Below are 12841 nucleotides of genomic sequence, written 5' to 3' on the forward strand. Positions count from 1 at the left end.
CCAGGAGCTTGCTGGACCAGGCCAACACAGACCGGCTGATCGGAGGCTGGGCAGGAAGCCAGCTCTGCTGGGCAGCATCTAGCTCTCTGCCCCGGTTTCTGATCAAGCGGGCGGAGCGGCCCCCGGCGACCGCTCCAGAGAGGATAACTCTAGTTATCCTGCTCTCTCTGCCTAGGGCAGCACCCAGGTTCCAGTGCGCCCGGCCAAAGCGCGCCCGATAGCCTGGGGACAGGTCAGCAAAGCTGCGCCGCCACCGCGCTCCAGGTAGCGGATGACGGCGCGAATCTGCGCTTGCTGGCGCTTGTTGGAGAAATGTCCATCGGCCTCATATTGGCGCAGCTCGGCCAGGGTGAGCATATCCAAAGGATATGCTTCTCCCGTCTGCTGGGGAAAGAGGACCACCCTCTCGGCTGTCGTGGTGATCAGGAAAAGGTCGGCGTTCAGCTGCGTGGCCAGGAAGCTAGCAGCTAGATCGCTATGGAGTCTGGCCTTCACCGGGCGGAGGCCTCCCTCTCCATCGCGTACCAGCGGGATGCTGCCGCCAGCGGCGGCAATCACAATGAAGCCGGCCTGGAGCAAGGTTTTGATGGCCTCCTGTTCAACCAGCTCCCGTGGCTCCTGCCTGGTCCTGATCTCTATCTTGTTGCTTGCTGAGCCGGTCGTACATGCCTCTGTCTCCTCCGTTGTCTGGGCCTCGGCTGGAGGCCATCTGACAGGCTGGGCGAGCGTTGTCTCATCGTCGCCTGGGCTGACGATGAGCCGCGTGAGCAGACAGGCACTGCGGCGATTCAATCCCCGGTGTTGCAGCTCATTATCCAGGGCCTGCTGAATCAGATAGCCCAGTCTTCCCTGAAGTTCTGCCAGGAAGCTCGCAGGGAACCACTGGGAAGAGAGCGGGGACCCGTAAGGAAGAGGCTCGCCTGGCCGATCAAGCAGGGGGCTGTTGTCGTGGGCAATGACCACGTTCCAACCGTTGACGACCAGGTCGACAACATACTTCGCTGAGGCACATATGGCCTCGATCTGCCCAGGTCCGTCCCTGTCTCCCTCGTCTTCGATGAGTGAGTTACCGCCTATGGCAACGACAGCCAGCTTGCTCATTGAACGGGTATCCTCCTGGGATAGTTCTCTCCACTGGCCAGCGGGCATCTGCCGCTGTGCGCTCAGGCGCTGGCTTGCAGCTCCAGTGATTGCAGCCCTTCGCTGCCTCTGGCGAGCGTAACAAGCTCGTCCTCGCGCTGCTCAACTGTCTCATCGCTGCGCTGACCGCTAGCCGTGGCTAGCAGGACTACCATCTCGTGGCGCTTAATCTTGCCTTCCTCAAGCAACTGCAGCAAGGCCGCGTAGGAGGCTGCTCCCGCTGGTTCAACGAAGATACCGGTTAGGGCGGCCAGCTCTTGACGGGCCTTGAGCAGGGCCTCATCGCTGACGGTGATCCCGAAGCCGCCGCTCTGACGCACGTGTCGCAGCGCCATTGCTCCATTGTGGGGATGACCGACAGCCAGGCTCTCCACCTGAGTTGTCGGAGAAACGATCTCTGGCTGGCGCAGGGCCTCGTTCCCCAGGGAGCGCACGAAAGCCGGCGCACCTTCTGTCTGCACGGCGATGAGACGCGGAATCTGGCGAACGATGCCGAGCTGACGCAGATCTTCGAAGCCGCGGTAGATGCCGCTGATCAAGCCGCCATCGGCCACGGGCACCAGAATAGCGTCGGGAACAGCGTGCCCCAATTGCTCGGCGATTTCCAGGCCAACGGTCTTGAGTCCCTCGACAATATAGGGGTTGTAGCCGATATTGACGTTGTACCAGCCGAGTTTAGCCGTGGCCTCCACGCTCAGGTCAAAGGCATCGTCATAGCTGCCGTCGACAGCAAAGACCCTGGCCCCGCATAACTGCAGGACCCCGGCGAGCTTGCGGGCACTGCGCGAGGGGAGGAAGAGCTGACAGCTCAGTCCCAGCGCCGCCGCTTGCTGACTCAGCGCCAGGGCGCTGTTGCCTGTCGAAGCGCAGACCAGCTTACGCTCCTCTGGCAGGGCCAGACTGGTCGCGACAAATGCCCCACGGTCGGCATATGAACCACTGGGATTGCGCGTTTCGTCCTTCAGCCAGAGATTGCGCATGTTCAGGTGCTTGCGTAGTCGCTCTGCCGGGTACAGCGGCGTGCCCCCGACGATCAGCGGCGGCAAGCGATTGCCGTAAGGAATGGGTAGGAAAGGACGATAGCGTCGAATTGAGGGATCACGGCTCTCGGCATGGTAATTCCAACGAATCTGGTCGTAGTCATACTGAACTAAAAGAGTGCCCTGGGGACCGCAGTTCGGGCAGGTATAGGCAACGCTGCCCGGAGTATAGCTACTGCCGCAGAGAACACATTCCAGCTTCAGAATATGGCTCGCTAACAGCATAGAACCTGTCCTTTATGAATATGCAGTAAGTTGAGATGTGTTGTTGTTTGTATGGCTGGAGAGCGCGCGACTGCGGCTGGCTGCCAGCCTTGTTGAGTGTGGCGAGAGAGAGGAGCTTGCTCTGTTGCTCCACTGGTCCCACCGCTTGCTATTATGACACATGGGGGAGCCTGACGAGGGAGCGATCGATGCTGGTCAGGTGAGGACAGCCTGCCAGGGCCATCGCTTGCTCCAGCTCGTCGCGCAGCATAGCCAGGACGTCGGCCACCCCCTGGGCCCCGTTCACGGCCAGGCCCCAGAGAGGGGGACGCCCAACAAGAACCGCCCGCGCTCCCAGGGCCAGTGCCTTGAGGATATCGGTGCCGCGTCTGATCCCTCCATCCAGATAGACCTCGCAGCGTCCTGCCACGGCATCGACGATCTCCGGTAGGGCCTCAATGGTGGCGGGCACGCTGTCGAGCTGGCGCCCCCCGTGATTAGAGACAATGATGGCGTCGACGCCGTGCTCACAGGCCCGCTGGGCGTCCTCGCCTGTCAGAATACCTTTCAGAATGAGTGGCAGGCGAGTAAGCGAGCGCAGCCAGGGAATGATCTCCCAGGTACAGGAGGGATCGGGCAAGTCACCCTCGCTCTCATTCTCAAAGTTGGCCTTGCGAATGCTGCGGCTGAGTGGATAGCGCGCGGTGCGCTCTTTGTTTCCCCAGCGCGGCGTGTCAACCGTCAGCACCAGGCCCTGATAGCCGGCGGCTTCTGCCCGCTCAACTAGACGCTGGGCGGTCGGGCGCGTCGTGATATAGAGCTGAAACCAGAGTGGTCCGCCGGCGGCTGCGGCTACCTCCTCCAGGCTGCGGCTGGCTGAGGTACTCACTACCAGCAAAGTGCCGGCCAGGGCGGCGCCGCGGGCCATCTCGCACTCTCCTTCTGGATGAGCCAGGCCTTGGAAAGCCGTTGGCGCGATGAAAATGGGCATTGGCAGGCTCGTACCAAGCACTGTTGTTGTCATGTCAATCTGACTGACGTCAACCAGGACCCGTGGTCTAAGTTTGATGCGCTCAAAGGCGCTGCGGTTGGCCCGTAGCGTCGCTTCGTCGTCGGCTCCACAGGCATAGTAAACCCAGGAGCTGGTGTCGATACGCTCACGGGCCAGGGCTTCGTAGTCGAAGACGTTAATCAGATCCATTGGACTTTCTTCCTTTTGCTTCCTCGCTTGCTCATCTGCCGCTTTGTCAGGCCGATCACCGTAAGGGTGGTCGGGTGCTGGTCGGTGGTGACACTGCTCAGGCTGGCCTTGCTGCCTGCTGCCTGACTACGTAGAGGGCGCGCAAGACGCGCTCGGGAGTCAGCGGGAGCTGGCGCAGGCGCACGCCGAGCGCGTCAGCAACGGCGTTGGCCAGGGCCGGGGCCACTGCGGCGATGGCGATCTCGCCAATGTCGCGGATGTCGAACGGGTCGGAGCCGTCGCCCTCCATAAGGACAATGCTTGTCTCGGGCATATCGCGAGCACTGAACATACGGTAGTCGTTCAGATTAGTCGTCAGCAAGTTCCCCTGCTGATCATACACCATTTCCTCGCACAGGCTGTAACTGAGTCCTTGAGCAATGCCACCCTCGATCTGCCCCTCGGCAAGAACAGGATTGACGATGTGGCCGCCGTCGATCGCTGAGACAACCTTGAGCACGCGCGTCGCGCCTGTCGCGGTGTCGACTTCAACCTCGACACCCTGGGCAGCAAAGGTAGGAGCGTTGCAGGCAGCGTTCCAGGAGGAAGTGGCACTGATCGGCGTCGGTTGCTCGCCGTAGAGAGCCTGCAGCGCTACCTGAGAGAGGCTGAGGCTCTTACCTCCTGGGGCGTTGATCTGATAGTCGGCCAGGGAGAGGCTCTCTGCTGGCACCTTGAGCAGCCGAGCGGCAACGCTGAGTAGTTGCTGCCGAACCTGCTCTGCTGCCTGTCTGACGGCGTGAACACAGGCGTAGATGGAAGAGGAGGGGTCGCTGCTCGTGTCAAAGGGTGTGCTGTCGGTATCAGGAGGGTGAATGAGAATATCTTCGGGACGTACTCCGAGAACCTCGGCGGCGATCTGGGCCAGGATGGTATGACTGCCGTTGCCGTTCTCAGGGAGGCTGATGAGCAGATTGAAGGAGCCGTCCTCGTTGAGCTTGAGTGTAGCGCTGCTCAGCAAGGATTGGGGAGAGGCGGGCAGGTGCATGGCCAGAGCGATGCCAACACCGCGTTGGATGCGCCCGCTCTGACTGGGGCCGCTCTGTCCTTGTCGACGTTTCTCGCGCCAGTTGAGCTGCTCTTCGACAACCTGCAGACAACGAGGCAAACCACAGTGTGTGAGTCGTATCTCTGCCGGGTAGGGGGAAGCCAGACCTGTCTGGGGGATAGTGGACTCGTAACTGGCTTTGGCCAGGGAGAGGAGCGGGAGGGTTTCCCCCTCCTTGAGCCAGTTTTTGCGTCGCAACGCCAGGGGGTCCATGCCCAGGCGACGCGCGATCTCGTCCATGTGGCTTTCAAGGGCAAAGAGACCTGCCAGGGCGCCGTTACTGCGGAATGCGCCAGCAGGTGGCAGGTTGGTATAGACCGCCTGGGCGCTGTAGCGTAGGCTCGGGCAAGGATAGAGAGGCAGGCTGTTCAACCCGCTTCCCACAGAGACGGAAGCGGCCTGGCCCCCGTAGGCGCCAGCGTTGACCAGGACCAGCATCTGGTTAGCGATGATGGTACCGTCACGCCGGAGGCCGGTCTTCAGGCGGATGATCTGGCTCGGCGCCACACGGCTGCTACGAAACTCGTCCACCCGGCTGTATTCAAGGCGCACGGGGCGATCGGTGGCCAGGGTGAGCAGAGCGCAGAGGTCTTCGACAATGAGATCGTGCTTGCCCCCAAAGCCTCCACCCACACGTGGGGCAATAACCCGAATCCGTCGCGGCGCTAGCCCGGTCAGTGCTGCCACAATGCGCCGCACGTGATAGGGCACCTCGCTGCTGGTACGCACGACGAGACGGTCATCCTCATCCCAGTAGGTAATAGCGACGTGGTTTTCCAGGGCTGCATGCTGGCTCTGGGGAAGAACATATTCGCCTTCTACGATCAGCTCAGCACTGGCAAAGGCCCGCTCAATGTTGCCCTGCTCGAACTGCACGTGAGATGCAATATTGCGATTGGCGTCGTAGATGCCATACGACTCCGGTTCGGGATGCAGCCGTGGTGCCCCCGGCTCTAGGGCCTGGCGGGGATCGAAAACGGCGGGCAGCGGCTCATAATCGACCTTGATCAGCTTCAGCGCCTGCTCAGCGATTTCCGCTGTCTCGGCGGCGACGACTGCCACGCGGTCCCCCACGTAGCGGACGGTATGGTCCAGACTGTACTGGTCGTGCGGCCCAGGCTCAGGCCAGGGTTGACCGGCACTGGTGTAGGGAATGCGAGGAATGTCTTTGTAGGTCAAGACAGCGTGCACTCCCGGCAAAGCTCGCGCCTCTGTCGTATCGATCTCCCGAATGATGGCATGGGCGTGGGGGCTTGTGAGCAGGCGGGCATGCAGAAGACCGGGCAAGTCACAGTCGTCAGCGAAGGCTGGCTTGCCTGTGACGAGCTTGATGGCGTCGATCTGGCGCTCTGGTCGCCCCATCATAATGTGCACGCGCTGTACTCCTGCGCCCGTCTGCTCGTGTGGCTCCAGTGGGGCGCGTCCAAGATTCCAGGGGCGCGTACGACCACCGCTATCGGGGATGCTAATCGGCTCGATGTCCTCGCCACGGAGCAGGGCGGCGGCGCGCTGTACGGCCTGGACAATGCGGTTGTAGCCAGTGCAACGGCAGAGGTTCCCCGCCAGCGCTTCGCGGATCTCTTCCTCGCTAGGGTTGGGGTTACGTTGCAGGAGAGCGTAGGCTGAAAGCAGCATGCCTGGGGTACAGAAGCCGCAGTGGACAGCGCCGGCGTCAATGAAGGTCTCCTGTAGAGGATGGAGGCGGCGAAGCGAGCCTAGCCCCTCGACCGTGGTCACCGTTGCTCCGGCTGCCTGCATGGCGAGCATGACGCAGCTAGGGCGTGGCAGACCGTCGATGAGCACTGTGCAGGCGCCACAGTGCCCATGATCGCAGCCGTGCTTGACGCTGTAGTAGCCTTCGCGCCGCAGAACGTTCAGCAGCAACTCGTTGGGAGCGACATCGAGGCTCTTGATCACTCCATTGATGCGTAGTTCTAGTTCCATGAGATTACGCTCTCCCTTCCGAGGACGTAATATCGCGCCAGCGGGCTATGTTCGCGGCTTCTTCGAGGGCGCGATAGGCCAGATTAGCGCCGCAAACACGCCGATAGCCCGGGCTGGCCCGGAAGTCGGCGGGTGGACGGAAGTCGGCCAGGCCAGCCTGGACAGCCGTGGCCAGCAGGCGCAGGTCCTGGACAGGTTGACCTTCCAGGCGCCGCTCAAGGGTGGGCAGGCGCTGTGGCTCCATATTGACTCCGCCGAGGGCCAGGCGCACATTGCGATAGCGACCATTTTCGACCTCCACCAGGGCGGCGGCAGTGAGCAAGGCTGTATCAACGGCGCTCCGCCCAACCCGTTCCAGGGCTGTGCCCCAGCCGCGGCCTGGGGGAGCGATCTGCACTTCGATGATCAGTTCCTGGGGGCGACGCTCCAGTAGGAGCCGGTGGTAGGGGACGCGCCGCTCCTGTTTCCCTTTGTAGGTGACACCTGAAAGTGCGAGACCCGGGCGCTCTGGCGTGCCGCCGCGCAGATCGACCTGGGTTTTCTGGCCGGAGCGCAGGACAACCTCGGCGTCGACGACAGCCAGGGCTGTGAGCAGATCGGCCTGGGCGCTGGCCCCGAGTGCTAGCGTGCCTCCCAGGGTGGCCGCGTTGCGAATGAGAGGTGAGGGAGCGGAGTACTGAGCTGCCTGAGCCAGCAGCCCACCCAGAAAACTCTTGAGCAGTGGCGCCTCCGCCATGCTCTGCAAGGTGGTCATGCTTCCGATGCGAATCCCGCGCTGGTCTTCTGAAATATAGGCCAGGCCCAGGTCACGCAGATCAACTACGGCCTGGATGCTTTCCTCATTCTGGCCCAGCAGGTAGGTGCCCCCGGCCAGGGGAACCGTTTTGATGTCGGGACGCGAGAGCAGAATGAGGGCATCATCAACGTCCTCGACCCAGTGATATTCAAGTAGATTTGGCAGCATGCTAGAATCCTCGGACTTTCCTTGCCTCAAGGCCCGGCTGAGCAAGCCAGAAGCCGCTGGCTCGGCTTGCCTGCGTGCTGATCTGATTGATGGGTTGGCTAACTTTGCAGTGGCACCCGTGCAAAGCGCTCAACGTCGATCAGTCCTTGATCGGTGAGCTTCAAGGCTGGAATAACTGAGAGCGAAAGGAAGCTGAGGGTCATGCAGGGATGCTCTAAGGTGCAGCCGAGAGTGGCGGCGGCTTCGTCCAAGGCCCGCAGGCGGGCGACTAGCTCGGAGATAGGAGCGGCGGAGACCAGGCCAGCCAGAGGCAGGGGAACGCTGGCCCGCAGCTCGCCGTCGACGACGAGGGCGAAACCCCCTCCCATCGCTGCCAGGGCCTGGGCGGCCTTGAGAATGTCGTGATCGCTGACGCCGGCAATGACCAGATTGTGGGCGTCGTGGGCGACGCTAGAGGCGAGGGCGCCACGCTTCAGCCCCAGACCCTGCACGAGTCCCAGGCCGACACGCCCGCTGGCATGGTGGCGCTCGATGACTACCAGCTTCAGGAGATCGCGCTCGGGGTCAGCCACGATCTCGCCGTCGCGCAAGGATGCCTCTAGCTGCAGGTGACGGGTGACAATCTGCCCTGGCTCGATGCCGATGACTGCCACTGGCCCGGGCCGACCTGTGATGCGCAGGTCCTCCTCGCGCAAGGCGGCGATTCGGATAGTATTGCTGAGATCCTGTGGCTGACCGGCTTCTGGCTCAATTAGCAAGCGCCCTCCCTGGGCAACCAGCTGGCCGCTTTTATAGACCGACTCCACCTGGAACGTTCCCAGATCGTCAAGCACTACCAGGTCGGCCAGCGCCCCTGGCACAATGGCCCCGCGGTCGCTGAGACGGAAATATTGGGCCGTGTTGTAGCTCGCCAGGCGAATGGCCTCCACCGGGTCCAGACCCAGCTCGATTGCCCGCCGCACCATCGAATCGATGTGCCCGCGCTCCAACAGATCCAGCGGATCGCGATCGTCGGTGACAAAGAAGGCGCGCGGTGGGTGCAATTCCTGTATGAGCGGAAGCAGGGCCTCCAGATTGCGGGCCGCCGAGCCTTCACGGATCATAAGCCACATGCCCAGGCGCAGACGCTCGCGCGCTTCGGCGGCTGTGGTACATTCGTGGTCAGACGAGATGCCGGCGGCGGCGTAGGCGCAGAGATCCCTCCCTTGCAGCCCTGGGGCATGGCCATCGACGACTAGGCCGTGATTCAGGGTGGCAGCAATTTTGGCCAGTACCTCCTCGTCACCGTTGAGGACGCCTGGCATGTTCATCATCTCGGCCAGCCCAAGCACCCGCTCCTCCCTGAGCAGGGGCAGCAGGTCGTTGGCCAGCAAGGGGCGATAAGGCGTCTCGTACTGCGAGGCGGGAACGCAAGAAGAGAGCAGCACGAAGGCATCCAGTGGCAGGCCACGCGCTGTCTCTAGCACGAAACGAATGCCGGCGACTCCGGAGACATTGGCGAACTCATGCGGATCAAGCATCACTGCCGTGACGCCGCGAGGGACGACTAAGCGGGCAAACTCTGAAAGGACCAGCATCGTGCTCTCAATGTGCATGTGCCCATCCATGAGTCCCGGGGCAAGCCAGCGTCCCTCAAGGTCGCGCTCTTGCTGGCCGCGGTAGTCACCTCTCGGTTCGCTGATGCCGGCAATCCGCCCGCCGGCAATGGCAATATCGGCGGGATAGCATTCGCCACTGCAGACATTGACGAGTCTGGCGTTGCGCAGGACCAGATCGGCAGGCTCCTCTCCTCGGGCCATACGAATGCGCTGCCGCAGTCCTTCCACCGTGTACATCCAAGAACCTCCTGGCCGGAAAATAGGCTGCTTGAGGCTGTTTACGTGCCTCAGCTGTTGGGGATCAGTTGACACCTCTGGAGAGCGGGCGTGCTCCATGTCGTCTTTGCTGCTTGTCTGCTTGATTGATCGCTGATCCATCCGCCACCGGCTGGGCATCCCTGCTGTCACGCCTGCTATTGCCGCACATGGTAGCAGAAATATGGCCTCTCGTCGAGGGGGAGAGGCCCCTTTCAAAGGGGGAGAGGCCCCTTTCGGATGAGCCTCCTTTCTGAGGGCGCTGTCATCTGAACTACTGGTGAAAGCCAGTTGGAATGCTGCCTGTAACGCGGAGCCAGGCTCAGCTGAATTTTTTCCTGAGTGGCGAAAAAGGGGCACGGGAGGAGTAGCTAATTATCTTTGTTGCTTCTCCTTTGTCCAATATTCCTGCCCTTCATTGATTATGGACAACATACTACTCATTAGAAGCAAGGAATAGGACAAGATGTCTTGGAATGTACAGACTGCCGTGGCACCCCAGGCTGGCTACACGGCGCCTGCTGATGGCCTGGCGTTACGTACGCGTGGCCTCACCAAGCGCTATGGCCAGCGTCTGGCGGTGGCTGATCTGAATCTGGAAGTCAGACGTGGCGAAATTTTTGGCTTTCTGGGACCGAATGGGGCTGGCAAGACGACTACTATCCGTATGCTTCTGGGCTTGATTACACCCACGGCTGGCAGCATCGAGATCCTGGGGCAGGACCTGCGGCGGCAGCCGAAGCTGGTGCTGCCGCGTGTTGGCGCCTTGATAGAGACGCCGGCGCTCTATCTCCACCTGTCAGCCCGGGATAACCTGCGGGCAGTAGCCAGCTCGCTCGGAGGAGTCTCTGAGCGCCGCATTGATGAAGTTCTGGATCTGGTGGGTCTCAGGAGCCGCCAGAACGATCGTGTTAAGACCTACTCTCTCGGAATGAAACAGCGCCTGGGCCTGGCTCTGGCCCTCTTACATGATCCCGAGCTGCTGATCCTCGATGAGCCGGCCAATGGTCTCGATCCCGCCGGTATTGTTGAGATGCGCGATCTCCTGCATCAGCTCGTTGCTCAGGGCAAAACGATCTTCATTTCCAGCCATCTGCTCAGTGAAGTCCAGCAAATCTGTACGCGCGTGGCGATCATCAGACTGGGACGGCTGGTGACGGAGGCCAGCGTGGAAGAGCTAATCCGCGGACGTGGTGAGTTTGTCGTACGCGTGGAGCGCCCCCAGGAGGCACTGCGGCTTGTGCGGGCTCAGCCCTGGGGAGCGACGGCCCGTCTCACTGAGAAGGGTGAGCTGATAACGCCTGCCCCTGGCGGGCGCGGGCGCGAGTTGAATCGCTGCCTGGTCGAGGCGGGCCTGATCCCCGACTCACTGGCTCCTGTCACCCTGGATCTGGAGCAGGTCTTCCTGCAACTAACTGGCGACGATGTTGCTATGGGAGGAAAGATTTAACGATGATGAAAGAAACCATGCTCTTCTCTGGAGAGCGCAGCGATCGGGGACAAAGCGAGGTCGCTGTGAGGATGCTACAGCCGCGCTTCTGGGGACTGGTGCGCGCCGAACTGCTCAAGCTCTCGCGCCAATGGGCCACCTGGATTCTACTGGTGCTGGTGCTCTGTTTTGTCGCTGGCGTCTACTTCATTGAGTTGGCGCTCGGTTCTGCTTCTCTCAAGGATGAGCTTCAGCGTGATCCGCTGAGCTATCTTGAGATCCAGCTGCGCGGCCTGGATATATTACGCGTCTTTGCCGGCGTCTTCCTCATCGTTGTGGCGGCTCGCTGTATTGGTCTGGAGTATCAGCTTGGTACCATTCGCATTCTCCTGGCGCGTGGGGTTGGGCGCCTCCAGCTCCTTGGGGCGAAGCTCCTGGCCCTGTTACTGGTTGGTGTTTTCACGCTTGCGCTTGGAATCGCAGAGGTGGCCATCTGCTCCTGTCTTCTTACGCTTCTCCAGGCGGGCAATCTCGACGCTCTCTCGGCGGTCAACGCCGCTTTCTGGCACGATGCTGGCCTCTACACGCTGAGTGTCGCCAGTAGTATGGGGGTCTCGATCCTGATGGCTGTGGCGCTGGCAGTGATCGGGCGCTCGCAAACCTTCGGCTTGAGCGCTGCCCTGGGCTACTTCCCAGCAGATAACTTTCTGGTCTATCTGCTCTACCTGGGCTTCAAACTCACCAACAACCAGTTCTGGAAAGATGTTTCTGCCTACCTGCTTGGCCCCAACCTTAACGTCATGGGTCTCGTCGTCACCAATGGACATCTTCCCTCAACGGGAGCACAGCCTTTGAACATGCAGCTGGTCGACGCGCGCCACATCTGGCTGCTCCTCCTCGTCTATGCCCTGGTGTTTCTCACCATCTCACTGGTGCTGACGCGGAACCGCGATGTCAAGGAATAGGTAGCCTGGCCTCCTGTCCTGCCGTCAGCGCTCACCAAGCAGCCATCTGAGGCGAGCCACGCCAGGCGTATCGCCATAGGGGCTTGCCTTGAGGCGCTGGTACAGGAGGCCCAGGTGAGCCAAGGCTCGCCGGGCGTTAAGGGTCCGTGCTTCGCCGGCGGCCTGGATTGCCAGAGTGGTCGCAACTTCGTAGTCCTTCAGCAGCAGGTGGGCCAGGGCCCGATAGATCACAATGAAGAGTCGGCGCGTCGTGAATAGCGGCTGTGTATGCTGACTGGCCTGATCTAGCTCGCCAAGGGCCTGGCGCGCCTGCCCCAGAGCCAGCAGTGTTCTGGCACGGTTGAGGTGGTAGTAGCCGACATCGGCAGCCAGAAGGTAGGGATCATCATCCTCTCTGGCTGGGCTTAGCAACTGGCCCGCCTGGTCGAGCAGTACCAGCGCTTGCTTGCGCTCTGGCTCATCTCTGGCCAGGTGGGCCAGAATGTGTGCGGCCTCCTCTAGTACAAAGCGTTGAACAGAAGGGCAGGTCTCGGCTAAGCGTTCGAGGGCCTCTCCTGCATGGTGGCGAGCCGCCTCCGCTTCTCCCAGCTCGAAATGAGCAATCGCCTGCCCGATCAGGGCATTGGCCAGCAGATCGCGATGGACGCTTCCCGCCGGTGGCCTGCTCTGGCCTCTGGTCTGCTCCCAACTGCGGGCGATGGACAGGCAGTGCTGAACGAATGGCAGAGCGCTCGCTACACCATAGAGGTCAGCCAGCCCGTCGGCCACTAGTTGGGCGTAGTTAAATTCCAAACGTAAGATATTTCCTAACAGTTCATTTTGAACAAGAGGTAAAAGCCGCTTCAAGTAGGTGAGACGGCGCCAGGCTCGTGTCAGTAGCTCCGGCTGGCGACTGGCCCGAAATTCGGCGTAGAGTTCTGCTTGCTGGCGCTGGTAGGTGATCAGCAGAGGCTCCTCGCTATTCTCGCTGATGAGGAGGGAGGTGGGTGAAGGGGGAAGGGGAAGACCTGGGGC

9 protein-coding genes are annotated in these 12841 nt (G+C 61.5%); 2 read left to right on the forward strand and 7 right to left on the reverse strand.

Going from position 1 to position 12841, the window contains the following annotated elements:
- Positions 1–171 precede the first annotated feature (171 nt).
- From IRZ31_RS03405 to ade, 6 genes are all read right to left on the reverse strand, one after another.
- Positions 172–1101, reverse strand: coding sequence for a hypothetical protein (locus IRZ31_RS03405; RefSeq protein WP_297149549.1), 930 nt, complete (start codon positions 1099–1101; stop codon positions 172–174).
- Between the two features lie 62 nt (positions 1102–1163).
- Positions 1164–2405 carry a threonine synthase gene (gene thrC, locus IRZ31_RS03410; protein ID WP_297149551.1) on the reverse strand — a complete coding sequence of 414 codons (1242 nt, stop codon included), beginning with the start codon at positions 2403–2405 and terminating at the stop codon, positions 1164–1166.
- Positions 2406–2556: 151 nt separating this feature from the next.
- The gene (locus IRZ31_RS03415) at positions 2557–3585 is read right to left on the reverse strand and encodes an alpha-hydroxy acid oxidase (protein ID WP_297149553.1); all 1029 of its coding nucleotides are present in this window, start codon (positions 3583–3585) and stop codon (positions 2557–2559) included.
- A gap of 97 nt (positions 3586–3682) precedes the next feature.
- Positions 3683–6616, reverse strand: a complete 2934-nt coding sequence (locus IRZ31_RS03420) for a molybdopterin cofactor-binding domain-containing protein (RefSeq protein ID WP_297149554.1) — start codon at positions 6614–6616, stop codon at positions 3683–3685.
- A gap of 4 nt (positions 6617–6620) precedes the next feature.
- The gene (locus IRZ31_RS03425) at positions 6621–7580 is read right to left on the reverse strand and encodes an FAD binding domain-containing protein (RefSeq protein WP_297149555.1); all 960 of its coding nucleotides are present in this window, start codon (positions 7578–7580) and stop codon (positions 6621–6623) included.
- A gap of 98 nt (positions 7581–7678) precedes the next feature.
- Entirely contained in the window at positions 7679–9415 is a 1737-nt protein-coding gene (gene ade / locus IRZ31_RS03430) for an adenine deaminase (RefSeq protein ID WP_297149557.1), read from the reverse strand.
- 484 nt (positions 9416–9899) lie between these two features.
- Between ade and IRZ31_RS03435 the strand changes: the two genes are divergently transcribed.
- On the forward strand, positions 9900–10883 hold the full coding sequence (locus IRZ31_RS03435) for an ABC transporter ATP-binding protein (RefSeq protein ID WP_297149559.1): 984 nt from the start codon (positions 9900–9902) through the stop codon (positions 10881–10883).
- 2 nt (positions 10884–10885) lie between these two features.
- The gene (locus IRZ31_RS03440) at positions 10886–11827 is read left to right on the forward strand and encodes an ABC transporter permease subunit (RefSeq protein ID WP_297149561.1); all 942 of its coding nucleotides are present in this window, start codon (positions 10886–10888) and stop codon (positions 11825–11827) included.
- 24 nt (positions 11828–11851) lie between these two features.
- Here the strand turns inward: IRZ31_RS03440 and IRZ31_RS03445 are convergent.
- Positions 11852–12841 (reverse strand): hypothetical protein (locus tag IRZ31_RS03445; RefSeq protein ID WP_297149564.1); only part of this gene is annotated, 990 nt, incomplete at its 5' end.

The sequence above is a fragment of the Thermogemmatispora sp. genome, assembly GCF_019683635.1.
In the GTDB taxonomy this organism is placed as follows: domain Bacteria; phylum Chloroflexota; class Ktedonobacteria; order Ktedonobacterales; family Ktedonobacteraceae; genus Thermogemmatispora.

What these genes read in the sequence shown, in the direction of transcription:
- IRZ31_RS03425 (WP_297149555.1), bottom strand. Translation starts at nt 7,580, where the DNA reads ATGCTGCCAAATCTACTTGAATATCACTGGGTCGAGGACGTTGATGAT.
- IRZ31_RS03440 (WP_297149561.1), top strand. Translation starts at nt 10,886, where the DNA reads ATGATGAAAGAAACCATGCTCTTCTCTGGAGAGCGCAGCGATCGGGGA.
- IRZ31_RS03420 (WP_297149554.1), bottom strand. Translation starts at nt 6,616, where the DNA reads ATGGAACTAGAACTACGCATCAATGGAGTGATCAAGAGCCTCGATGTC.
- IRZ31_RS03405 (WP_297149549.1), bottom strand. Translation starts at nt 1,101, where the DNA reads ATGAGCAAGCTGGCTGTCGTTGCCATAGGCGGTAACTCACTCATCGAA.
- IRZ31_RS03435 (WP_297149559.1), top strand. Translation starts at nt 9,900, where the DNA reads ATGTCTTGGAATGTACAGACTGCCGTGGCACCCCAGGCTGGCTACACG.
- thrC (WP_297149551.1), bottom strand. Translation starts at nt 2,405, where the DNA reads ATGCTGTTAGCGAGCCATATTCTGAAGCTGGAATGTGTTCTCTGCGGC.
- IRZ31_RS03415 (WP_297149553.1), bottom strand. Translation starts at nt 3,585, where the DNA reads ATGGATCTGATTAACGTCTTCGACTACGAAGCCCTGGCCCGTGAGCGT.
- ade (WP_297149557.1), bottom strand. Translation starts at nt 9,415, where the DNA reads ATGTACACGGTGGAAGGACTGCGGCAGCGCATTCGTATGGCCCGAGGA.